The 21,799-nt window shown below is 62.2% G+C and carries 26 protein-coding genes; 9 read left to right on the top strand and 17 right to left on the bottom strand.

Going from position 1 to position 21,799, the window contains the following annotated elements; translation table 11 throughout:
• Positions 1 to 2 precede the first annotated feature (2 nt).
• From ACK59Z_RS05815 to ACK59Z_RS05805, 3 genes are all read right to left on the bottom strand, one after another.
• Positions 3 to 347, bottom strand: a complete 345-nt coding sequence (locus tag ACK59Z_RS05815; protein WP_003254628.1) for a YciI family protein — start codon at positions 345 to 347, stop codon at positions 3 to 5.
• A gap of 44 nt (positions 348 to 391) precedes the next feature.
• On the bottom strand, positions 392 to 817 hold the full coding sequence (locus ACK59Z_RS05810; RefSeq protein ID WP_409292607.1) for a YybH family protein: 426 nt from the start codon (positions 815 to 817) through the stop codon (positions 392 to 394).
• Positions 818 to 1,005: 188 nt separating this feature from the next.
• The gene (locus ACK59Z_RS05805; protein WP_003254632.1) at positions 1,006 to 1,263 is read right to left on the bottom strand and encodes a DUF2790 domain-containing protein; all 258 of its coding nucleotides are present in this window, start codon (positions 1,261 to 1,263) and stop codon (positions 1,006 to 1,008) included.
• A 318-nt stretch (positions 1,264 to 1,581) separates the two neighbouring features.
• Between ACK59Z_RS05805 and ACK59Z_RS05800 the strand changes: the two genes are divergently transcribed.
• Positions 1,582 to 1,986, top strand: coding sequence for a GNAT family N-acetyltransferase (locus ACK59Z_RS05800; RefSeq protein ID WP_003254633.1), 405 nt, complete (start codon positions 1,582 to 1,584; stop codon positions 1,984 to 1,986).
• Here ACK59Z_RS05800 and def read toward each other — a convergent pair.
• The 3 genes from def to ACK59Z_RS05785 all read right to left on the bottom strand — a co-directional run bounded on the left by def (position 1,941) and on the right by ACK59Z_RS05785 (position 3,773).
• Positions 1,941 to 2,477, bottom strand: coding sequence for a peptide deformylase (def, locus tag ACK59Z_RS05795; RefSeq protein ID WP_409292604.1), 537 nt, complete (start codon positions 2,475 to 2,477; stop codon positions 1,941 to 1,943). The two genes, ACK59Z_RS05800 and def, sit on opposite strands and share 46 nt — an antisense overlap.
• On the bottom strand, positions 2,477 to 3,433 hold the full coding sequence (locus tag ACK59Z_RS05790; RefSeq protein ID WP_003254637.1) for a YihY/virulence factor BrkB family protein: 957 nt from the start codon (positions 3,431 to 3,433) through the stop codon (positions 2,477 to 2,479). The genes def and ACK59Z_RS05790 overlap by 1 nt, the downstream gene beginning before the upstream one ends.
• Before the next feature lie 160 nt (positions 3,434 to 3,593).
• Positions 3,594 to 3,773: a CsbD family protein gene (locus ACK59Z_RS05785; protein ID WP_003254639.1), complete on the bottom strand. Its 180-nt coding sequence runs from the start codon at positions 3,771 to 3,773 to the stop codon at positions 3,594 to 3,596.
• 235 nt (positions 3,774 to 4,008) lie between these two features.
• Between ACK59Z_RS05785 and ACK59Z_RS05780 the strand changes: the two genes are divergently transcribed.
• A complete protein-coding gene (locus tag ACK59Z_RS05780; RefSeq protein ID WP_003254641.1) occupies positions 4,009 to 4,389 on the top strand; it encodes a hypothetical protein in 381 nt (126 codons plus the stop codon).
• A 5-nt stretch (positions 4,390 to 4,394) separates the two neighbouring features.
• Here the strand turns inward: ACK59Z_RS05780 and ACK59Z_RS05775 are convergent, their stop codons facing one another.
• The gene (locus ACK59Z_RS05775) at positions 4,395 to 5,231 is read right to left on the bottom strand and encodes a S1 RNA-binding domain-containing protein (protein WP_010955234.1); all 837 of its coding nucleotides are present in this window, start codon (positions 5,229 to 5,231) and stop codon (positions 4,395 to 4,397) included.
• Positions 5,232 to 5,361: 130 nt separating this feature from the next.
• Here ACK59Z_RS05775 and ACK59Z_RS05770 point away from each other — a divergent pair, with 130 nt between their 5' ends.
• Positions 5,362 to 6,222, top strand: coding sequence for a DUF6279 family lipoprotein (locus ACK59Z_RS05770; protein WP_108192199.1), 861 nt, complete (start codon positions 5,362 to 5,364; stop codon positions 6,220 to 6,222).
• Positions 6,223 to 6,241: 19 nt separating this feature from the next.
• Here the strand turns inward: ACK59Z_RS05770 and aceK are convergent, their stop codons facing one another.
• Complete coding sequence (gene aceK / locus ACK59Z_RS05765) at positions 6,242 to 7,957, bottom strand: bifunctional isocitrate dehydrogenase kinase/phosphatase (protein WP_060545090.1); 1,716 nt, start codon at positions 7,955 to 7,957, stop codon at positions 6,242 to 6,244.
• Positions 7,958 to 8,161: 204 nt separating this feature from the next.
• On the opposite strand from aceK, the gene ACK59Z_RS05760 reads away from it, so the two are divergent.
• Both ACK59Z_RS05760 and ACK59Z_RS05755 read left to right on the top strand, forming a co-directional pair.
• Positions 8,162 to 9,037: a DMT family transporter gene (locus ACK59Z_RS05760; protein WP_004576045.1), complete on the top strand. Its 876-nt coding sequence runs from the start codon at positions 8,162 to 8,164 to the stop codon at positions 9,035 to 9,037.
• Positions 9,038 to 9,050: 13 nt separating this feature from the next.
• Positions 9,051 to 9,509 carry a DUF4265 domain-containing protein gene (locus ACK59Z_RS05755; protein ID WP_004576044.1) on the top strand — a complete coding sequence of 153 codons (459 nt, stop codon included), beginning with the start codon at positions 9,051 to 9,053 and terminating at the stop codon, positions 9,507 to 9,509.
• Between the two features lie 3 nt (positions 9,510 to 9,512).
• Here the strand turns inward: ACK59Z_RS05755 and ACK59Z_RS05750 are convergent, their stop codons facing one another.
• From ACK59Z_RS05750 to cysK, 4 genes are all read right to left on the bottom strand, one after another.
• Positions 9,513 to 10,394 (bottom strand): DMT family transporter, encoded by an 882-nt coding sequence (locus tag ACK59Z_RS05750; protein ID WP_012051511.1) that lies wholly within the window; start codon positions 10,392 to 10,394, stop codon positions 9,513 to 9,515.
• A 116-nt stretch (positions 10,395 to 10,510) separates the two neighbouring features.
• Positions 10,511 to 10,672, bottom strand: coding sequence for a hypothetical protein (locus ACK59Z_RS05745; protein WP_154070663.1), 162 nt, complete (start codon positions 10,670 to 10,672; stop codon positions 10,511 to 10,513).
• A 156-nt stretch (positions 10,673 to 10,828) separates the two neighbouring features.
• Positions 10,829 to 11,764 carry an aspartyl/asparaginyl beta-hydroxylase domain-containing protein gene (locus ACK59Z_RS05740; protein WP_003254653.1) on the bottom strand — a complete coding sequence of 312 codons (936 nt, stop codon included), beginning with the start codon at positions 11,762 to 11,764 and terminating at the stop codon, positions 10,829 to 10,831.
• Between the two features lie 173 nt (positions 11,765 to 11,937).
• Positions 11,938 to 12,912 (bottom strand): cysteine synthase A, encoded by a 975-nt coding sequence (gene cysK / locus ACK59Z_RS05735; protein WP_003254654.1) that lies wholly within the window; start codon positions 12,910 to 12,912, stop codon positions 11,938 to 11,940.
• 132 nt (positions 12,913 to 13,044) lie between these two features.
• On the opposite strand from cysK, the gene ACK59Z_RS05730 reads away from it, so the two are divergent.
• The 3 genes from ACK59Z_RS05730 (at position 13,045) to ACK59Z_RS05720 (ending at position 16,343) form a co-directional block, all read left to right on the top strand.
• Positions 13,045 to 14,118 carry a DUF748 domain-containing protein gene (locus ACK59Z_RS05730; protein ID WP_409292601.1) on the top strand — a complete coding sequence of 358 codons (1,074 nt, stop codon included), beginning with the start codon at positions 13,045 to 13,047 and terminating at the stop codon, positions 14,116 to 14,118.
• Between the two features lie 187 nt (positions 14,119 to 14,305).
• Positions 14,306 to 15,151 (top strand): MoxR family ATPase, encoded by an 846-nt coding sequence (locus tag ACK59Z_RS05725; protein ID WP_003254658.1) that lies wholly within the window; start codon positions 14,306 to 14,308, stop codon positions 15,149 to 15,151.
• A 13-nt stretch (positions 15,152 to 15,164) separates the two neighbouring features.
• Positions 15,165 to 16,343 carry a VWA domain-containing protein gene (locus tag ACK59Z_RS05720; protein ID WP_004576041.1) on the top strand — a complete coding sequence of 393 codons (1,179 nt, stop codon included), beginning with the start codon at positions 15,165 to 15,167 and terminating at the stop codon, positions 16,341 to 16,343.
• A gap of 81 nt (positions 16,344 to 16,424) precedes the next feature.
• Here the strand turns inward: ACK59Z_RS05720 and ACK59Z_RS05715 are convergent, their stop codons facing one another.
• The 4 genes from ACK59Z_RS05715 to ACK59Z_RS05700 are packed head-to-tail and all read right to left on the bottom strand — an operon-like array spanning position 16,425 to position 20,097.
• The gene (locus ACK59Z_RS05715; protein WP_108192195.1) at positions 16,425 to 17,342 is read right to left on the bottom strand and encodes a biotin-dependent carboxyltransferase family protein; all 918 of its coding nucleotides are present in this window, start codon (positions 17,340 to 17,342) and stop codon (positions 16,425 to 16,427) included.
• Entirely contained in the window at positions 17,339 to 18,025 is a 687-nt protein-coding gene (pxpB, locus tag ACK59Z_RS05710) for a 5-oxoprolinase subunit PxpB (protein ID WP_108192194.1), read from the bottom strand. The genes ACK59Z_RS05715 and pxpB overlap by 4 nt, the downstream gene beginning before the upstream one ends.
• Entirely contained in the window at positions 18,025 to 18,801 is a 777-nt protein-coding gene (locus ACK59Z_RS05705) for a 5-oxoprolinase subunit PxpA (protein WP_108192193.1), read from the bottom strand. Before ACK59Z_RS05705 ends, pxpB begins: the two co-directional genes overlap by 1 nt.
• Before the next feature lie 9 nt (positions 18,802 to 18,810).
• Positions 18,811 to 20,097, bottom strand: coding sequence for an MFS transporter (locus ACK59Z_RS05700; protein ID WP_108192192.1), 1,287 nt, complete (start codon positions 20,095 to 20,097; stop codon positions 18,811 to 18,813).
• Between the two features lie 130 nt (positions 20,098 to 20,227).
• Here ACK59Z_RS05700 and ACK59Z_RS05695 point away from each other — a divergent pair, with 130 nt between their 5' ends.
• Entirely contained in the window at positions 20,228 to 21,139 is a 912-nt protein-coding gene (locus ACK59Z_RS05695) for a LysR family transcriptional regulator (RefSeq protein ID WP_003254668.1), read from the top strand.
• 134 nt (positions 21,140 to 21,273) lie between these two features.
• On the opposite strand, the gene ACK59Z_RS05690 is transcribed toward ACK59Z_RS05695, so the two are convergent.
• Positions 21,274 to 21,795 carry a DUF2937 family protein gene (locus ACK59Z_RS05690; protein ID WP_409292597.1) on the bottom strand — a complete coding sequence of 174 codons (522 nt, stop codon included), beginning with the start codon at positions 21,793 to 21,795 and terminating at the stop codon, positions 21,274 to 21,276.
• Positions 21,796 to 21,799: the final 4 nt, after the last annotated feature.

Genomic DNA, 21,799 nt, shown 5'->3' with positions numbered 1-21,799 from the left:
TGTCAGGGTTGCAGCTCGCGCACCGGTCGCACCTCGACACTGCCGACCCGCGCAGCAGGGATGCCCTTGGCGATATTCAGCGCTTCGTTGAGGTCGCGGGCCTCCACCAGGTAAAAGCCCGCCAGTTGCTCCTTGGTTTCGGCGAACGGGCCGTCGGTCAGGCTCATGCGCCCGTTACGCATACGCACCGTGGTGGCCGTCTGCACCGGCTTCAGCGCCTCGGCCGCCAGCATGCGCCCGGAACCGTGAATGGCTTCGGCGTACGCCATGCATTCAGCGTCTGCCGGGCTGTCGGGCAGGCTGTGCAACAGCCCCTCGTCACAATAGACCAGGCACAGGTATTTCATGGTCGCCTCCAAGGCATTGGCAAAGTGCGTTTGGCGATAAAGGCTCAGGGCTTGAGATCGAACAGGGCTTTTTGCGTTTCCATGTCGAAAGGCGCCGACCAGTGTTCGTGGATGACCTGCCACTGGCCGCCTTGACGACGATAGCCCACCGTGGCGCGCATGAAGCCGCACTGGCTTTCGTCGTCGCCCGGGCCGCAGCGGTTCAGCCAATAGGCCAGGGCCAGATCGCCAGCGGCGTGCACGGTGAGTTGGGCAAGTTCGAACACCATGGGGCCGGTGCACATGCCCATGCACATTTCCCAGTGCGCCGTGTAGGCGGACTTGCCTTTGAATTGCAGGGCCTGGATGGCATCGAAGGCGACGATATCGTCGGCGTAGGGGGCGATGATGCCCGGGATGTCGCGATCGCGCACGGCTTGCATCCAGCGCTCGATCAATTGGCGGATTTCGGATTCGGCTGCGGTGCTCATCGGGGGTACCTCCGACAGATCATAGGGGGCACGGTGCGTGACGCGTGCCTTCAGCTATGGTCGAACGGGAAGCGGAGGATTCGACAGGCGGGGACATTATTCTGTATTGACGGAGCACCTGGGTGATCGCATCAGAGCCAGCAAGTGCCCGCCACAGCGTTTTCAGCCCGTGTGGCGGGCACCGCCAATCAACCCTGCTGGCAACCTTCTCCCATGGCACGGTACTGGATGGTGTGCACCTGGCCCTGATGGTCTTCATAGGTCATGGTCGCAGGTACCACTTCGCAGACATTGGGGATGGTCGACAGGTTGATCACCCGCTTGATGTCCAGGTTCATCGAGTAGTCGTACTGCTGAGCCACAGGCTCGCTGGAGACGGGTTTGGCCTCATCGGCGAGGGCGAACGAGGACATACCGACCAATGCAAGAATCAGTAATGGTTTCATGTGGTTTTGCCTTTAGAGCGTTCAAGCTGATCGATTGACTTCTATTGCCGTATCCGGCGCGGAGAAGTTGTCATCTAGGGTCTAGATGGCACGAAGTACCGATCCCGCTTCGTACTGCCAGGGGGGATGAAGAAAATTCTACTCCCGGCCAGTAATAGTTGAACCCCGAAGTCGGATATTCACCCTTGCCGGTTTTGCAACAATCTGCGACAAAGTGGCCGCAAATCATCAGGCCAGAGCCTCTGGCCACGTTTCAGGGTAGGACTCACCATTTCTGAAAAATTGTCCTGTTCGACGCTTTCGGACACAGAACGCCGTTTGCTGGACCACTTCTACCGCCAGCACAGCTCACGCATGCGCGCTGCAAGCGACGCCGAACTGTGGGTAGCGCGGGCACCTGGCATCATCGCCGGGCTGAGCCTGAGTGCGGTGGGGGAGGGATTCTGGCTGACGGGCCTGTTCGTCGCCCCGCAGCGACGCAACCAAGGGGTGGCCGCGCAGTTGATCGAGGCAGCACTGGCGCAGGTTGACGGGCCCGTCTGGCTGTTCTGTCATCCCGACCTGACGCCCTTCTACCAGCGCCTGGGTTTCGACCTGGCCCAACAGCTGCCAGAAGCCCTGGCCAGCCGCCTGCTTCGCTATCAGCGCAACAAACGCCTGGTAGCCCTGCAGCGAGGTCAGTCGTCGCTGACCTCGAGCCCAGGGAACAGCACCTCGGTGTAGCCGAACCTGGCAAAGTCCTGGATGCGCGAGGGGTATAGCCGGCCGATCAGGTGGTCGCACTCGTGCTGCACCACCCGCGCATGGAAGCCAGCGGCAAAGCGGTTGATCGGGTTGCCCTGGGGGTCGATGCCCTGGTAGCCGATATGCTTGAAGCGCGGCACCACGCCGCGCAAGCCAGGCACCGACAGACAACCTTCCCAGCCGTCCTCGATCTCGCTTGAGGTCGGGGTGATGACCGGATTCAGCAGAATGGTCTGCGGCACCGCCTCGGCATCGGGGTATCGCTCGCTGCGCTCGAAGCCGAAGATCACCAACTGCAGGTCGATGCCGATCTGCGGGGCGGCCAGGCCCACCCCGCCTACGTGACGCATGGTTTCGAACATGTCGTCGATCAGTTGCTGCAGTTCGGCACTGCCAAGCATGTGCTCGGGCACTGGCGGAGCGATGCGCAGCAGGCGTTCGTCGCCCATCTTGAGAATGTCACGGATCATCAGGGGTTCGGCTCGACGCTATGAGGCTTGCTCGGGTTCGGGTGCTCGTGGCCCAGTACAGTCAAGGTTTCCTTGGGCTTTTCCCCGTCGAAGTCTTTCTCGCCCGGGTTCTTGCCTTCGGCTGACATGTGCTCGATCACCGCATTCATTTCGGCGCCGAGCAGCAGCACGGCAGCCGAAATATAGAAATACAGCAACAGCACGATGATTGCACCAATGCTGCCGTACATGGCGTTGTAGTCGGCAAAGGTCTTCACGTAGTAGGCAAAGCCCAGTGAGGCGACGATCCACACCACAACCGCCAGCACCGAGCCCGGGGTGATGAAGCGAAACTGCTGTTTCACATCAGGCATCACGTAATAGATCAGGGCCACTGCCACCATCAGCAGAATGATGATCACCGGCCAGCGCAGGATGGTCCACAGTGTGACGATGAACTCCTGCATGCCGATCTGGGCAGCTATCCATTCCATCACCTGCGGGCCCAGCACCATCAGCGCTGCGGCCGCCAGCAGCATGCCAGCCAGGCCCACGGTGTAGAAAATGGAAAGCGGGATACGCTTCCACACCGGGCGCCCTTCGGGCACATCGTAAGCGGCGTTCATGGCGCTCATCATCAGGCGCACGCCGGCGGAGGCGGTCCACAGGGCGATCACGATACCCACCGACAGCAGCCCGCCCTTGGATTGTTGCAACTGGTCGATCACCGGGTTCACCTGCTCCAGCGCCTGGGGCGGTAACACCAGTTCCGATTGCAGACGCAGCCAGGAGAAAAAGTCCGGCAAATGCAGGAAACCGATCAGGGCAATCAGGAACAACAGGAAGGGGAATAGCGAGAACAGCGCCTGGTAGGCCAGCGCTGAGGCATAGGTGGACATCTCGTCGTCGAGGAATTCCTTGACGGTGCGAACCAGCACGCGGTGCAGGGGCAAGCCGCGCAGGTCGGGGAAAATCATAGCGTCTCCTTTCGCCGCTTGATCGTTACACAGGCAAGTCTAATAGACCGTGCCCGTGCTGTGCTGCTCCCGGCCGTGATTGAAGAATTTGCTTACGAATAGTGCCGGCCTCTACGCGGGTTTACCCGCCAGAGGCCGGCACAGGCCGCCTCACCTCAAGTCAAGGCTTCTTCACCGCATCCTTCACATTGCCCTTGATCTGTTGCGCCTCGCCTTTAAGCTCCTGCGCCTTGCCTTCGGCCCGCAGCTTGTCGTTGTCGGTCACCTTGCCAACACCCTGTTTCACGTTGCCGATCGCTTCGTTGGCCAAGCCTTTCGCTTTGTCTTTAGTACCGCTCATGGCAAAACTCCTGCAAATGGAGACACGTGAACCGTGTCGACAGTAGGTTGACCCAACGCCTGGGCCAGGAGTTTCAACGGATTTTCCGGCCAGAAGCCGAACGGTAAAACGGCAGGCGAATACCGCCCAAGCCCGCGAAGAGGCCGGCACAGGCACCGCAAGTCACAAACCTTGCCCCGCCCCGTGCCACCCCTCACAATGCAGGCCTTCATAGCGTCAACTCGCAGGAACCTGCATGAAACTCGACAAACCCGCCGCCATCGCCCGGCGCAACGAAGCACTGGCCCGGCCGGTGCTGACCAGCAGCAATACCCTGTTCGCCATCCTGGACAACAAACGCAACCTGTGGTGGTTCGAAGTGCCAGTGGCACTGCTGGGCAAGGGCCAGGCCGACTGGGTCAACCTGCTGCTGCACACGCCAGAAAGCGATGAACTGCAGCACCTGAAGGTGCCCACCAATTTCCTCAAGGCTCACCTGGAGCAAATGGAAGTGCGCAAGCCCGGCAAGCGCCGCTCCACCATCAGCCTGGCCCTCAGCGCCGACCGTGACTCGCTGCTGCGCGACACCCGTCCGGGTGGCGAGCAGCTGGACTTCCGCAACTTCGTACAGGCGTAAGGCCGTCAGGCTTTCTCGATGCGATCGTCATGGATGACGATCAGGCCCTGCTTGAACAACCCGCCAATGGCCTTCTTGAAGTTGCCCTTGCTGACGTTGAACAGCTTGCTGATCAACGCAGGGTCACTCTTGTCGCACACCCCCAACACCCCGCCTTCGGCTTCCAGGCGCGCCATGATCTGCTCTTGCAGGGTGTCCGCCAGGGCGGCGCCTACCGGCTGCAGGCTCAACGAAATCTTGCCGTCCTGGCGCACTTCCTTGATGAAGCCCTTCTCGTGCATGCCCGAGCGCAAGAACTTGAACACCTCGTTCTTGTGGATCAGGCCCCAGTGGCGGTTGTTGATGATGGCCTTGAAGCCCATCGGCGTTTCGCCGGCCACCAGCAGCTCGACCGGCTGGCCAACCTTGTAGTCGGCCGGGGTGACATCGAGGTAGCGGTCCAGGCGCGACGTGGCAGTGATCCGGCGGGTGCGCTTGTCGAGGTACACGTGCACCACGCAGTAATCACCGATCTTCAGCGGCCGAGCCTCTTCCGAGTACGGCATCAGCAAGTCCTTGGACAGGCCCCAGTCCAGGAAGATACCGGCACCGTTGATGTCCTTGACCTTCAGGCTGGCGAACTCGCCAACCTGCACCTTGGGCTTCTCGGTGGTGGCGATCAGCTGGTCTTCGCTGTCCAGGTAGATGAACACGTTCAACCAGTCATCGACCTCGGTCTCGGCGTTTTTCGGGATGTAGCGCCCGGGCAGCAGGATTTCGCCATCGGCGCCGCCGTCCAGGTACAGACCGAAGTCCACGTGTTTCACGATTTGCAAACTGTTGTAACGCCCAAGCAGAGCCATTTCCGATGATCCTCAAGACAAGGCGGCTATTCTACACCTGAAGCCACCACATGGCCCGACCACTCATGCAGTGGAACCGCCAGGCCGCACTTGCATCTACCTTCTGGCCAGCCTGAGGAAGGAACAGCACATGCCGCTACGCCTGCCCAAAGCCCTGCTTATCGCCATCGGCTTCGCCCTGGCCTTGGCCGCCTGCAGCCGCATCGACCTGGCCTATCGCAACCTCGACCGCCTGGTGCCGTGGTCGCTGAGCGACTACCTGGACATGAACCGCGAGCAAAGGGCGCTGCTGGACGATCGGTTGCGCGAGCACCTGGCCTGGCATTGCAAGACTCAACTGCCCGGCTACCTCGACTGGCTCGATCGGCTACGTGACCTGGTCGCCGACGATCAGGTCACCGACCAGGCCCTGCAGCAAAGCACCCGCGAGGTCCGTGAAGCGATTGGTCGGGTGGCCGAGGAAATCACCCCTTCAGCCACCGAACTGCTGCGCGGCATGAGCGACAACCAGGTAGCGCAGATGCGTGAGGCCTTCCGCGAAGACATCAGTGAACGGCAGAAGCAGTATGTGGATACGCCATTGCCCAAGCAGATGGCCCGCCGTAGCGAGCGCATGGAAAAACGCCTGACGCCATGGTTTGGCGAGTTGACGGCGGTACAGAAGCAACGCATCCAGACCTGGTCTCAAGCGCTGGGTGACCAGAACCGTGAATGGATCGCCAACCGTGCCCACTGGCAACAGCAACTGCTGTTGGCGATGAACCAGCGCAACGACTCCAGCTTCGAGCCGCGCCTGGCGACCTTGTTGCAGCGCAAGGAGAGTTTGTGGACACCCGAGTACCGGGCGGCGTATCAGAATACCGAGCGACAGGCGCGCAGCCTGCTGGTGGACCTGGTGCGGCAAAGCACGCCGCAACAGCGGCGGTTCCTGCAGGAACGGCTGAGCAAGGTGCGTACCCATTTGAGCGAGATGAAGTGTTTGAAGGCGTGACAGGTCTGTTCGACCTGACTCACCGGGCCTTGCGCCGATACGGAAACACATCGATCACTTTCCCCTCACGTATCGCCGCCTGCAGCCCCTTCCAGTAATCCGCGTCATACAGTTCCCCATGCAAGCGGCTGAACAACCGCCGCTGGCCCATATCGGCAAACAGAAACGGCGGAAACTCTTCGGGGAACACATCATGCGGCCCGATCGAGTACCACGGCTCGCCCGACATTTCGTCCTCCGGGTAACGCGGTGGCGGAATGTGGCGGAAATTCACCTCGGTCAGGAAGCTGATTTCGTCATAGTCGTAAAACACTACCCGGCCATGCCGGGTCACACCAAAGTTCTTCAGCAACATGTCGCCGGGGAAGATGTTCGCCGCCGCCAGCTGCTTGATGGCCAGGCCGTAGTCCTCCAGCGCCTCCAGCACCTGGCCCTCGGTGGCATGCTCCAGGTACAGGTTCAACGGCGTCATGCGCCGCTCGGTCCAACAGTGGCGGATCAGCACCGTGTCGCCCTCCAGCGCCACCGTCGACGGTGCCACCTCCAGCAACTCGGCCAGGCAATCCGGCTCGAACTTGCTGCGCGGAAAGCGAAAATCGGCAAACTCCTGGGTATCGGCCATACGCCCCACCCGGTCGACGCTCTTCACCAGCCGGTACTTGTCGATCACCGTGGCGCGGTCCACGGTTTTCGATGGCGAGAAGCGGTCCTTGATGATCTTGAACACCGTATTGAAGCCGGGCAAGGTGAACACGCTCATGACCATGCCCCGTACCCCTGGCGCCATGACAAAGCGGTCATCACTGCTGGCCAGGTGGTTGATCAGCGCGCGGTAGAACTCCGACTTGCCCTGCTTGTAGAACCCGATCGAGGTGTATAGCTCGGCAATGTGCTTGCCCGGCAGGATGCGCTTGAGGAAATTGACGAACTCGGCGGGCACCGGTACATCGGCCATGAAGTAAGAGCGGGTGAACGAAAAGATGATCGACACCTCGGCCTCGTCGGTAATCAGCGCATCGGCCTCGATACCGTGGCCCTCGCGGTGCAGCAAGGGAATCACCAACGGCCACTGCTCATCGCTGTTGTACAGGCGGCCGACCAGATAGGCCCCCTTGTTGCGGTAAAGCACGGGTACAAACAGCTCCACGGCCAGCGTCGGGTCCTTGCACACCCAGTCGGGCAGGCATTCGCGCAGTTGTTCTTCCAGCCGCGCCAGGTCGCCTTCCAGGTCGCCATAGGGCATGTCGAACGGGTAATCGGCGAACACCGCGCGCAGCAAGTTCCTGAGACTGCCGTCAAGCCGATAGGTACGGGTTTGCGCGGCGCGCTCGCGGCCGCGCATGGAAGGCCGGGTCGTGTGGATGAACATGCAGCCGTCGCTGATCAGGTCATGGCTGAACAGGCTGCAAAACAGCGAGTTGTACCAGGTCTCTGCCAACTCGTCGTCCAGGCGGGGGTCAATCAGGTGGATATAGGCGTTTTTCACCAGCGGCCACTGTTCCACGTCCAGCAACACCTCTGCGGCAAAGGCCTGGCGCAGCCAGCCATTGACTTCGGCGACTTTCTCTTCGTAGAGATTGATGCGGGCGGCGGCGGCCTGCTGAATATCCTGCCAGCGCGCCTGCTCGAAGCGCTGGCGAGCACCCAGGGTGATGCGCTGGAAATGATCGCGGTAGTCGTCGAAGCCGGCGAGGATCATCCGGGCGATTTCGACAGCGGGCCAGGGCTGGGACATGCGTGGGGCCTCGGAACTGGGATTGAGTACAGAGCTTAGCCGCCCTTGGCTTCATGGGTTACTGCCATTGAAGGCCCGAGCTGTAGTTGCAGCTGCCTTGCCCAGAGCCCCGCAGCCCAAGAGGAATTACACAGCAAGAAAGCACAAGAATCCCCCCGCCCCGTGGCGTACACTCGCGCCCCTGCCTTACCTCCGGAGACCGTTGTGAGCCCCATCGCCCTAGCCCGCCTGCTGACCCTTGCCGCCGTCTGGGGAGCGAGTTTCCTGTTCATGCGCATCATCGCCCCCGAACTGGGCACGGTGCCGACCGCGTTCTTCCGGGTTTCCATCGCCTGCCTGGGCCTGATCGTGCTTCTGGCCGCCGCCCGCGTGCGCTGGGACTTCCAGGGCAAGCTCGGTGCGTGCCTGGTGCTGGGCATGATCAACTCCGGCATCCCCGCCACCTTCTACTCGGTGGCGGCCCAGGTGCTGCCGGCCGGCTATTCGGCGATCTTCAACGCCACCACTCCGCTGATGGGTGTGCTGGTCGGCGTACTGTTCTTCCGCGAGCCAATGACCCTGGCCAAACTCTGCGGCATCTTCCTTGGCCTGTTCGGCGTCGGCATCCTCAGCGGCGCCGGCCCGGTGGCACTGGACATGGCCCTGCTGCAAGGCGCCCTCGCCTGCCTGGCGGCCACCACCTGCTACGGCTTTGCCGGGTTCCTCGCCCGCCGCTGGATCAGTGGCCTGGACAGCCGTCTTTCCGCGCTGGGCAGCATGCTCGGCGCAACGCTCATGCTGACCCCGCTGTTCGGCTGGAGCGCACTCACCCAACCGCCCGCCAGCTGGGGGGGTTGGGAGGTGTGGTTGTCGTTGCTGGGGCTGGGTTTGCTGTGCACCGCCTTTGCCTACATCCTGTACTTCCGCCTGCTCGAGGAAATCGGCCCGGTAAAAGCCAGCACCGTAACGTTCCTGATCCCGGTATTCGGCGTATTGTGGGGGGCATGGCTGCTGAATGAGCCGTTGTCGATGGCGCACCTATACGGCGGCCTGCTGATTGGCCTGGCCTTGTGGCTGGTGCTGCGCCCGGCGCGCAGCTGAAGTGGGGTACTGCATGAACAGCGCGTACAAAAAGGTCCTGTTCCGCCTGGAACAGGACGAGAACGGCTACCCACCAGCCTCGGTCGAGGGCCTGTGGGCCAAGGCCGTGGAAGGCGGCTATGCCATCGACAACATCCCCTTCCATGTCTATGGCATCGCCCCGGGCGACGTGATCGACACCCGCGAGGAAGCAGGCGAAACCTGGTTCGCAGCGCTGCGCCACAGCAGCGGCAGCTCGGTGTTCCGGGTGGTCGTCAAACCACCGGAAACCCTCGACCAGGTGCGCGCAGCATTGCTGGATTTCGGCTGCGCCTGTGAAACCGAGCAAGCAGTGAAGATGTTGGCGGTCGAGGTCCCACCGCAACGCTCGCTCGATACCCTGCTCTACTACCTGCTCACCCAGCGCGAAGCCGGCCTGCTGGACTTCGAGGAAGGCGTGTTGCGCCACGCCATCCCCGAAGAATTCCGCTAGGGCCTACGCCTCGGCCAGGCGCGCGGCAGGCTTGCGAAACACGAACAGCAGCCCTACCACGATCAGCCCCATGCCCAACAGGCTGAGCGGTGCCAGGCGGTTACCGAAGATCAGCAAGTCCATTACCGCAGTCACTGCCGGCACCAGGTAGAACAGGCTGGTGACATTGACCAGGTTGCCCTTGGCGATCAGCCGGTACAGCAGCAAGGTTGCCAGCAGCGAGACCACCAGGCCCATCCACAGCAGCGCACCGACGAAACTGCCGGTCCACTCGACATGAAGCGGTTGCAGAGGTGCGAACAGCGCGCACATGGCAAAGCCGGCCAGGTACTGCAGCGGCAGTGTGCCCATGGGGTTGTCGGTAATGCGCTTCTGCAGGATCGAACCAAAGGTCATGCTGACCAACGCCAGCAGGGCGAACAGCATGCCCGCCAGCGATACCCCGCCCAGGTTGATGCCCTGGTAGACCACCATGATCAAGCCACCCAACCCCAAACTCAGGCCGAACAAACGGCTCCAGGAGCGCTGGCGTTCCATCAGCACCACGGTGAGGATCGGTTGTACCCCCATCACCGTGGCCATGACGCCGGGGGTGACATGGGTATCAAGCGCCAACAGATAGAAGATCTGATAGGCACCGAGCAGCACACAACCGGTACCCAGGGCGCGCAGAATGCTCCCGCGAGTACGCGGCCAGCGCAGCCCTAGCAACGGGCCGATCAGCAACAGGCCGGCCAGGGCCAGCGCCGAGCGCAACAGCAGAAAGGCAAACGGGCTGGCATGCGCCAGGCCGAGCTTGGAGACGATCGCCCCGCTGCTCCACAGCAGGACGAACAGGCAGGTAGTGGCCGCCGAGGCCACGGACGTTTTGGTAAAGACAGACATGAATTGCCACCTGATAGTAGGCAGATAAGCCAAACGGACGGCGTGCGCTTCAACGTGAGCAGTAGCCGACCGTGTTCAGTACGTTGCGCGTGCGAAGGGTTGCGGCACGAAGCCGATCAGCCCAGCACAACCACGCAATGAGGCGGAGCTACGCCGCCTACGACGCCACTGACAGGTGGTGGGGAGTGACAGATCATGACCGGCTGCTGGCTACCACGCACGACCATGCCCGCGACTGGCGCGATGGCAAAGCGTGTGGTGGAAGGGATGGCTGGCATGAACGCGGTCTTTGAGAAAGTGAATGTTCTGGAATATAGCGAGTGATTCTTCGCGGCACAAGCCCGCTGCCACAAGCACACCCTCGTCCTTGAAGGATGAGACGCACCGGTGGCAGCGGGCTTGCCCCGCAAAGGGGCCGGTTAACGCAGAAAAACTCAGAACAACCAGCGATACAACAGATACGCCACCACCACCGCCAGTACCGGCCGCAGCACGCGGTAAGCCTTGGGGTTGGCGCGTTTGAACTGCTTCACATGGCTGCTGATCCTGTTGCTGAAGCGCTTGCTCCAGGCGTACGCCTGGTTGATCCCGCCCACGCGCTCGTCGTCGGTGTTCTGCGGCGCGGTGGCGCGGCCGAGGAAGGCACTGACCTTACGGTTGATGCGCGTCATCAGCGGGCTACTCAGCGGGCGCTCGATGTCACAGAACAGGATCACGCGGGTAACGTCGGTTTCGTTCTTGACCCAGTGCACGTAGGTTTCGTCGAACATCACGTCTTCGCCATCACGCCAGGCGTACTGCTCACCGTCCACGTAGATGCGGCATGCGTCGGAGTTGGGCGTGGACAGCCCCAGGTGATAACGCAGCGAGCCGGCGAACGGGTCGCGGTGCGGGTTCAGGTGGCTGCCGCCGGGCAGCAGGGCAAACATTGCGCCCTTGACATTGGGGATGCTGCTGACCAGCTCGACAGTGCGCGGGCACAGGGTTTGCGCCGAAGGCAGCGGTTTGTCGTACCACTTCAGGTAAAAGCGCTTCCAGCCTTTCTTGAAGAACGAACCGAAGCCGGCGTCGTTATCTTTCTCAGCGGCACGGATATAGCCTTCGTCGAACAGGCGCATGGCCTCTTCGCGAATTTCCTGCCAGTTGTCCTTCAACACGTCCAGCTCCGGGAAGCGCTGGCGATCCAGGTAGGGCTTGGACGGCACGCCGGAAAACAGGTACATCAACGCGTTATAGGGGGCGAACAGCGCCGAATGGTTGACGAACTGGCGCAACACCGGCAGGCGGGCCTTGCCGCGCAGGTGCACGAACAGCACGCTGCCGAAAAACACCAGCAAGACACCCGCCTTGGCTGCAAAGGAAAAGGTCATGCTTTCACTCCTTGGGGAAGAGCCAGGGCTGCGCTGCCTGCTCTCCAGAAAATCATCCTGCCATCATAAACCGATCCCGCCGCGGTAAAAACAACCCGGGCGGGATCGCATTCATGAAGATTTTGCAATAAACCAGGCCGCCGATTGTTGCGCCGGATCAGCGGGAAGGCCGATTACTGCTGGTTTTCCTGCTCGCTGAACATGTCGCTGAACAGCATGCTCGACAAGTATCGCTCGCCCGAATCGGGCAGGATTACGACGATGGTCTTACCCTGCATTTCCGGTTTTTCGGCCAGGCGCACCGCTGCCGCCATTGCCGCACCGCAGGAAATACCACAAAGGATGCCCTCTTCCTGCATCAGGCGAATCGCCATGGCCTTGGACTCTTCGTCGGTCACCGTCACCACTTGGTCGACGATCGACAGGTCGAGGTTTTTCGGCACGAAGCCGGCGCCGATGCCCTGGATTTTGTGCGGGCTGGGCTTGAGTTCTTCGCCGGCCAGGGTCTGGCTGATCAGCGGCGATGCCACGGGCTCCACTGCCACCGACAGGATGGCCTTGCCCTGGGTATGTTTGATGTAACGCGACACGCCGGTGATGGTGCCACCAGTGCCCACACCCGCCACCAGCACGTCGATGGCGCCGTCCGTGTCGTTCCAGATCTCAGGGCCGGTGGTTTTCTCGTGAATGGCCGGGTTGGCCGGGTTTTCGAACTGGCCCGGCAGGAAGTACTGCTCCGGGTCGGAGGCGACGATTTCGTTGGCCTTCTCGATAGCGCCCTTCATGCCCTTGGCCGGATCGGTCAATACCAGCTCGGCGCCCAGTGCCTTCAGCACCTTGCGGCGCTCCAGGCTCATCGAGGCGGGCATGGTCAGCATCAGCTTGTAGCCGCGGGCGGCGGCGACGAAGGCCAGGCCGATACCGGTGTTGCCCGAGGTGGGCTCGACGATGGTCATGCCCGGTTTGAGCTTGCCGCTGCTTTCGGCGTCCCAGACCATGTTCGCGCCAATGCGGCATTTGACCGAGTACCCGGGGTTGCGCCCTTCGATCTTGGCCAGGATGGTCACGCCGCGCGGGGCGATGCGATTGATCTGCACCAGCGGCGTGTTACCGATGGAGTGGGCGTTGTCTGCAAAGATACGGCTCATGGCAGGGGTCCTTGGCATGAAAAAGCAGGGAAATGCCTCAAGGGTAAGCCTGCGGCGGTGGCCCGTAAAGCCTGTTCGAACTCAGCCCGGCACGTTGCGGTCAACCGCACATCCCGCCTTGGAGACAGCCTCATGAAAGCCCGCTATCGCTGGCCGCTGGTCGGCCTGGCCAGCCTGATCGTGCTGCTGGTGGCGCTGCACCTGGCCCTGCCTTACCTGGTGCGCGACTACCTCAACGACAAGCTGGCCGACATGGGAGACTACCGCGGCCAGGTAGCCGATGTGCACCTGGCCTGGTGGCGCGGTGCCTATCAGATAAACGGGCTGAAAATCGTCAAGACCACCGGCAAGGTGCCCGTACCGTTTCTCGACGCCCCACTGATCGACCTCTCGGTGAGCTGGCATGCGTTGTGGTACGACAAGGCAGTGGTGGCGGAGGTGACCTTCGTGCATCCCGAGCTGAATTTTGTCGACGGTGGTAGCAAACAGGCGTCGCAGACCGGCCAAGGTACCGACTGGCGCCAGCAGCTGGAAAAACTCCTGCCCATCACCCTCAACGAAGTGCGTATCGACAATGGCGTGCTGACGTTCCGCAACTTCAATTCCAAGCCACCGGTCGACCTCAAGGCCACCCGGTTGAACGCCAGCATCCGCAACCTGACCAACGTGCGCGACCAGAAAGGCCGTCGCGACGCAAGTTTCGAAGGCACGGCGCTCATCGCGGGGGATGCGAACGTAGAAAGCCGTGCCACCTTCGACCCTTTCAGTGATTTCGACGACTTCGAATTCAGACTTCGCGCCACCGGCATCGAGCTGCGCAAACTGAATGACTTTGCCAGCGCCTACGGCAAATTCGACTTCAATGCCGGGCACGGTGACGTGGTCATCGAGGCCCAGGCAGAAAACGGCCGGCTGAACGGCTATATAAAACCGCTGCTGCGCGATGTCGACGTGTTCGACTGGCAGCAGGACGTCGAGGAAAAGGACAAGGGCTTCTTCCGCTCGGTGTGGGAGGCCCTGGTGGGTGCGACCGAGACGGTGCTGAAGAACCAGCCGAAAAACCAGTTCGCCACTCGGGTGGAACTCAGCGGCAGTGTGCGCAAGCAGGATGTCAGTGCCTTCGAGGCGTTCTTGCAGATCCTGCGCAACGGGTTTGTCCAGGCATTCAATGCGCGCTATGAGCAACCAGCGCCGAAGTCTGACTGAGACAGCGTGACGGGGCATTCAGGGACTGAATACCCGGTCTGCGTTTGCAGCCGCCTGGCCCCGCGTTATAGTCGGAAACAAATCCGGATTATGTGCTGCCTGTTCGGGCCGCTTCGCGGGTAAACCCGCACCTACAACCCTGTACCGCGAAAAGGCCCGCACAGCCCTAAACAGAGGACAACCCCCCATGAAGTTCGAAGGCACCCGCGACTACGTCGCCACAGACGACCTGAAACTGGCGGTAAACGCGGCCATTACCCTCGAACGCCCGCTGTTGGTCAAGGGCGAACCGGGCACCGGCAAAACCATGCTCGCCGAGCAGTTGGCGGCCTCGTTCGGGGCGCGCCTGATCACCTGGCACATCAAGTCCACCACCAAGGCCCACCAAGGCCTCTACGAGTACGACGCGGTCAGCCGCCTGCGCGATTCGCAGCTAGGCGTGGACAAGGTGCACGATGTGCGCAACTACCTGAAAAAGGGCAAGCTCTGGGAGGCCTTCGAGGCCGACGAGCGGGTCATCCTGCTGATCGACGAAATCGACAAGGCCGATATCGAATTCCCCAACGACCTGTTGCAAGAGCTCGACAAGATGGAGTTCTACGTCTACGAAATCGACGAGACCATCAAGGCCAAACAGCGTCCGATCATCATCATTACCTCGAACAACGAAAAAGAGCTGCCGGACGCCTTCCTGCGCCGCTGCTTCTTCCACTACATCGCCTTCCCCGACCGCACGACCCTGCAGCAGATCGTCGACGTGCACTACCCGAACATCAGCCAGTCGTTGGTCAGCGAGGCGCTGGACGTGTTCTTCGACGTACGCAAGGTGCCGGGCCTGAAGAAAAAGCCGTCCACCTCCGAGCTGGTCGACTGGCTCAAGCTGCTGATGGCCGACAACATCGGTGAAGCGGTGTTGCGCGAACGCGACCCGACCAAGGCCATCCCGCCGCTGGCCGGTGCGCTGGTAAAAAACGAGCAGGATGTACAACTGCTCGAGCGCCTGGCCTTCATGAGCCGGCGCGGCAACCGCTGACAGGAGCAGGGCCATGCTGCTCAATCTGTTCAATGAGATGCGTGCGGCCAAGGTGCCGGTTTCGGTGCGTGAACTGCTCGACTTGCACCAGGCCTTGCAAAAGCGCGTGGTGTTCGCCGACATGGACGCGTTCTACTACCTCGCCCGCGCCATCCTGGTGAAGGACGAACGCCACTTCGACAAGTTCGACCGTGCCTTCGCAGCCTACTTCAAGGGCCTGGAAAACCTCGACCGGCACATCGAGGCGCTGATCCCCGAAGACTGGCTGCGCAAGGAATTCGAGCGCTCGCTGACCGATGAAGAACGCGCACAGATCCAGTCGCTGGGCGGCCTGGACAAGCTTATCGAGGCCTTCAAGCAGCGCCTCGAAGAGCAGAAGGAACGCCACGCTGGCGGCAACAAGTGGATTGGCACCGGCGGCACCAGCCCATTCGGCTCGGGCGGCTTCAACCCCGAGGGCATCCGCGTCGGTGACGCCGGCAAGCGCCAGGGCAAAGCGGTAAAAGTCTGGGACCAACGCGAGTACAAAAACCTCGACGACCAGGTCGAGCTTGGCACCCGCAACATCAAGCTGGCCCTGCGCCGGCTGCGCAAGTTCGCCCGCGAAGGCGCCGCCGAAGAGCTGGACATCGACGGCACCATCGACCACACCGCGCGTGATGCCGGGTTGCTGAACATCCAGATGCGCCCCGAGCGGCGCAACACCGTGAAGCTGCTGTTGCTGCTCGACATTGGCGGTTCGATGGATGCCCACGTCAAAGTCTGCGAAGAGCTGTTCTCGGCCTGCAAGACCGAGTTCAAGCACTTGGAGTATTACTACTTCCACAATTGCGTTTATGAGTCAGTGTGGAAGAACAACCTGCGCCGCACGTCCGAACGTTTTTCCACCTTCGACCTGCTGCACAAGTACGGCGATGACTACAAGGTGGTGTTCGTCGGTGACGCGGCCATGGCGCCCTACGAGATCACCCAGCCGGGTGGCAGCGTAGAGCACTGGAACGAAGAAGCCGGGTATGTGTGGATCCAGCGCTTCATGGAAAAATTCAGGAAGGTCATCTGGATCAACCCGTACCCCAAGCAGGCCTGGGATTACACCGCGTCGACCCATCTGGTGCGCGACCTGATCGAGGACAAGATGTATCCGCTGACCCTGCAAGGGTTGGAGGACGGGATGCGCTACCTGTCCAAGTGAGGTTGCCTGCTCCACCATCACCGTCAAGGCATGCACAGGACGTGTGTAGGAGCGGGTTCACCCGCGAAGAGGCCGCCCGCTCTACCGCCAACGGTTCAGGTAATCCTGCTGCTCCCGCCAGGCCTCGTCCTGCACCACCGCCCGGAACCGTACCACCGCCCCCGGCATGCACTGCGCCAGTTGCGCCAGCGCCAGCGGCGTCAGCGCGCCCAGCCGCGGATACCCACCAATGGTCTGCCGGTCATTAAGCAACACGATCGGCTGCCCGTCCGGCGGCACCTGTACCGCTCCCAGCGGGATCCCTTCGGAGATCATCGGCGCCCCTTGGTACACCAGCTGCGGCCCCAACAACCGGATGCCCATGCGGTCGGCCCGGCTGTCCAGCGTCCATTCCCGGTTGAATGCCTCGAACAGGCTGGTACCGCTGAATTCACCGATCTGCGCGCCCATCACCAGGTCGAGCACCGGCTTTGGGGCGAACTGTGGGCACAACGCGTGCGGCACTTCGCGCAGGGGTGCACTGCTACCGGTAAAAGCCAATGCCTGGTGTTTAGCCAGCGCCCCCCCCTGGCCATCGATGCCACCCAGTGCTTCACGTACCACGGTGGCACAACTGCCCAGCACCTCCTCACCCAGGAACCCACCCGGTGCCGCCAGATACGCCCGCACACCCACTTTGGGCTGCTTCAGGGTCAAGCGCTGCCCCTTGGCCAGGGCAAAGCTGCGCCATGGCGCCAGCGGCTGATCATCGACACACGCATCCAGGTCGGCACCGGCCAGGGCCAGCACGCAATCCTGTTCAGCCACCACGCAAAAACCACCCAGCGCCACCTCGACCACCGGCGCCCCCAACGGGTTGCCCAACAACCAGTTGGCCCAGTGCATCGCCACCCAGTCCAGCGCCCCGCCCTGGGTCACGCCAAGGTGGCGCACGCCGAAGCGCCCGGCATCCTGTAACTGGCACAACGGCGTACTGGCCTCAATCATCAACTGCTTCATCCCTGCGCCTCCACATCACCACCCATGGCCAGGAATTCGCTGCGCGAAACCGGCACGAAGCGCACCCGGTCACCGGGTTGCAAAAGGCTGTAACCCTCACGCTCACGGTCGAACAACCGCACCGGGGTGCGCCCGATCAGGTTCCAGCCACCCGGCGATACTGCCGGGTAGGCCGCCGTCTGGCGCTCGGCAATACCCACGCTGCCCGCCGCCACGCGCTTGCGCGGGGTAATCAGACGAGGGCTGGCCAGGCGCTCGTCGACCAGGCCCATGAAGCCGAAACCAGGCGCGAAGCCCAGGGCAAACACCGGGTAATCACGTTCGCCGTGCAACCGAACAATCTCCGCTTCACTCAAGCCGCTGCGGGCCGCCAGCACAGGCAGCTCGGGGCCGACACTGGCGTCGTACCACACCGGGATTTCGTGTCGGCGGCCGCCACTGCCGGTGTCAGGCTGCAAGCCGTCCAGCGCATGAGCGATTCGCGCCCTGGCCTCGCCTGGCGGCAGGGCAGACTGCACCATCAGCGTGGTGTAGGACGGCACCAGGTCCAGCAGGTGCTCGCCGAACGCCGCGCTCAAGCGCCGGCTGGCGGCGAGCATCCATGGCATGTTGGCCTCATCGATACGGTCGAACAGGCGGACCATCAGGCTATCGATGGCGACCACTTCAATTCGCGGTTTCATCACGCCTCCAGCCCATCGAGGGCCTGGCGAATCTGCCGCACCGCCACCACCGAACTGTCGTTGTCGCCATGCACGCAGAGGGTGCGGGCGGCAAGCTGCAAGGCACTGCCATCGTCTGCCAACAGCGTTTCGCCTCGGGCCAGACGCACCGCCTGCTCCACCACCCGCGCCGGGTCGTGATGCACCGCGCCCGGCAGGCGCCGCGACAGCAGATGGCCGCTGGCGGTGTAGGCGCGGTCTGCGAACGCCTCGAACCACAGCGGCACGCCGATTTCATCGCCCAGTGCCTGGGCGGCACGGTTGTCGGCGGTGGCCATCAGCATCAACGGCAGGTTGCCGTCATAGGCCGCTACGGCCTCCAGCACGGTACGCAGCTTGAGCGGGTCGGCCATCATGTCGTTGTACAGCGCGCCATGGGGCTTCACATAGGCCACACGACCACCCAGCACTTTGCAGATGCCATCCAGCGCACCGATCTGGTAATGCAGCAGGTCGCGGATTTCTTCCGGGCTGCAGGCCATGGAACGGCGGCCGAAGCCGACCAGGTCCGGGTAGGCCGGATGAGCGCCGATAGTCACCCCGTGCTCCAGCGCCAACGTCACCGTGCGACGCATGATACCGGGGTCGCCAGCGTGGTAGCCGCAGGCGATATTGGCGCAATCGATGTAAGGCATGACCTCGGCGTCCAGGCCCATGCGCCAGCTGCCGAAACTCTCACCCATGTCGCAATTGAGTAGCAGGCGTTCCACCACGCGGTCTCCCTTGTCGTTGTGCATAGGCCTACCTTACCGCGCCTGCAGCTGTTTGCCGCGGGTTTCAGGCAAGCTCAAGGCCGCCACGATCACAATGCCGTAGGACACCGCAGAAAACACGCCGATACCCAGGCCCAGCGGAACATTCTGGCCGAGCATGCCGATCATCAACGGAAACAGCGCGGCAATGACCTTGCCGATGTTGTAACAGAAGCCCTGCCCCGAACCCCGAATGCGCGTGGGGAACAGTTCGGTCAGAAACGCCCCCATGCCGCTGAAGATACCCGAGGCGAAGAAGCCCAACGGGAGGCCCAGCCACAGCATCACGCCATCGCTGACCGGCATCTGCGTGTACAACAGCACAATGATGAAGGAGCCCACGGCGAACAGGATGAAGTTCTTCTTGCGCCCCAGCAGGTCGGACAGATAAGCACTGACCACATAGCCCATGTACGAGCCGACGATCACCATGGCCAGATAGCCCCCAGTGCCCAGCACACTCAGGCCGCGTTCGTTCTTCAGGAAGGTTGGCAGCCACGAGGTGATGGCGTAGTAGCCGCCGAGCGCGCCGGTGGTCAGCAGGGATGCCCGCACGGTGGTCCAGAGCATGCCCGGCGCGAAGATTTCGTAGAAGCGCGAGGGTGCCTCGGCGTTTTCCACTGCCTTGGCCTTACGATAGACCTCAGGGTCCTTGACCAGGCGGCGAACGAAGATAACGAAGATTGCCGGTACCAGCCCCAGCAGGAACAATGCACGCCAGGCCTGCTCTGCCGGCAGCCAGGAGAACAGCAGCGCATAGAGGATGGCCGTGAGGCCCCAGCCAATTGCCCAGCCGGACTGCACCATGCCCACCGCCTTGCCGCGGTCCTGGGCGCGGATCACCTCGCCGATCAACACCGCGCCGGCGGTCCACTCGCCACCGAAGCCAAAGCCCATCAGGGTTCGGGCAATCAACAGTTGCTCGTAGTTCTGAGCGAAGCCGCACAGGAAGGTGAAGAAGGCGAACCACAACACCGTCAGTTGCAGGGTACGCACCCGGCCGATGCGGTCGGAGAGGATACCGGCCACCCAGCCTCCTACAGCCGAGGCGATCAGCGTGCTGGTGTGGATCAACCCGGCTTCGGTGGTGGTGATACCCCACAGCATGATCAGCGTAGGGATGACGAAACTGAGCATCTGTGTGTCCATGCCGTCCAGGCCATAGCCAATCTTGCAGCTCCAGAAGGTACGTCGTTGCTGTTTGTCGATGTCACGGTACCAGGCGAAAGGCCCGGACGAAGGGAGGGTACTGACCTGCTGCTGCACGCCGGTGGGGTTCATGGATGCCTCGGCTTGTTGGTATTGTTTTATGGGCGACATGAAGCGTCGCGGCCTGGGCGTCATTGTTCAGAGGCCACCTCGCCTGCGTCCAACGAAAAAAACCGCCGGTCTGGAACAAGAAAAACTGATCATGAACCTTCGCTTCCTCGAAACCTTCGTCTGGGTCGCCCGGCTCAAGAGCTTCCGCCTGACGGCAGAAAAGCTGTTCACCACCCAGGCTTCGGTATCCAGCCGTATTGCCGCACTGGAGGCTGACCTGGGCGTGAAGCTGCTGCTGCGTGACTCCCGCGGCGTCAGCCTGACCCCGGAGGGCGGCAAGGTGCTGGAATACGCCGAACGCATGCTGGAAACCGCCAAGGCCATGAAGCAGTCGCTGGACAGCGACCGGGCCAAGGTCGGGCGCATTCGCATTGGGGTAATGGACACGGTGATCCACACCTGGATGAGCGCACTGGTGGCGGAGCTGACCGAGCGCTACCCGCAGGTGGAAATCGAACTGGTGGCCGACACCGCGCTGAACTTGCGCGAGCAGCTGCAGAAGGGCTTTCTTGACGTGATTTTGCAGACCGACTTGCTGCGCGAGCAATCGATCCGCAGCCTCGACCTGGCGCGCTACCCAATGGGCTGGGTGGTGGCCGCAGGCGCCCACCAGCACCGGGACTATGCATCGCTGGCCGAACTTGGGCGCGAGCGCATCATCACCTTCTCGAAGAATTCACGGCCACACCAGGAGGTGCTGAGCTTGCTGCAGGCTGCGGGGGCAGAGGCGCCGCGGTTGAATTGTGTGAACTCGGTGGCGGCGATTACCCGGCTGTTGCGCGACGGTTTTGGCATTGGCGCGCTACCGCCGGCGCTGGTGGATGCCGAGTTGGGCCGGGGCGAGCTGGTGCTGCTGGAAGGGTTACAGCCGCCGCCGAGCCTTGAGCTGGTGGTGGCGTGGCAGACCGGGGTGGCGTTGGTCGATGAGGTGGTTGGGGTTTGCCGGCAGGTGTTGGAGCGGTATGCGCGGGATGTGGGGGGGCAGCGGATCGTGCTGGTCTGAACAACAGTCTCTGCCTGTACCGGCCCTTTCGCGGGCTTGCCCGCTCCCACAGGTACAACCTGGCCCGCCAGGCCTGTGATGATCCTGTGGGAGCGGGCAAGCCCGCGAAAGGGCCGGTACAGGTACAGCAGAACTTAGCGCCAGCTCTCTTTCACCACCCTGCGCCGCCCGCCCAGGATCAGCCAGCCAATCCCCAACAACACGCTTTCGACCACAAAGGCCAGCACAAAACCGGCACCCACACCCCAGCCAATCGCCTCGGGCACCAGCAGAATCTGGTAGCTGTAGCCATTGAGGGTTTCTTCACGCAACTGCGGGTCGGCCTGTACCAGCACATGCCAGGTACGCTCAGCCCATGACCCTTGCAGCACCTGCCATTCGTTTTCCAGCAGTTCGTTGCGGATCATAAGGCTTTCGATGCTGTTGGCATCACTGTTGAACACCGGGTCGTCGCTGCTGCGGTAGTGCTGCAGCAGCGCCTGCAAGTCGACCTTGAAAAAGCGCTCGGCCGTTTGCCGGAACCCATCGAGTGCCTCGCGCGATTCGAACAGGTGCGCCTCGACCCGCTGGCTATAGTCCTTGACCAACCCCGGGACCTGGATACCGGCCAGCAGGCCGAAGGTGAACAACAGCAATCGCAGGTAACTTCTGAACATGCAG

The sequence above is a fragment of the Pseudomonas sp. KCJK9058 genome, assembly GCF_046230975.1.
In the GTDB taxonomy this organism is placed as follows: domain Bacteria; phylum Pseudomonadota; class Gammaproteobacteria; order Pseudomonadales; family Pseudomonadaceae; genus Aquipseudomonas; species Aquipseudomonas alloputida.
The sequence above is the reverse complement of the archived record's forward strand: the minus strand, read 5'-3'. Positions and strand labels throughout refer to the sequence as shown.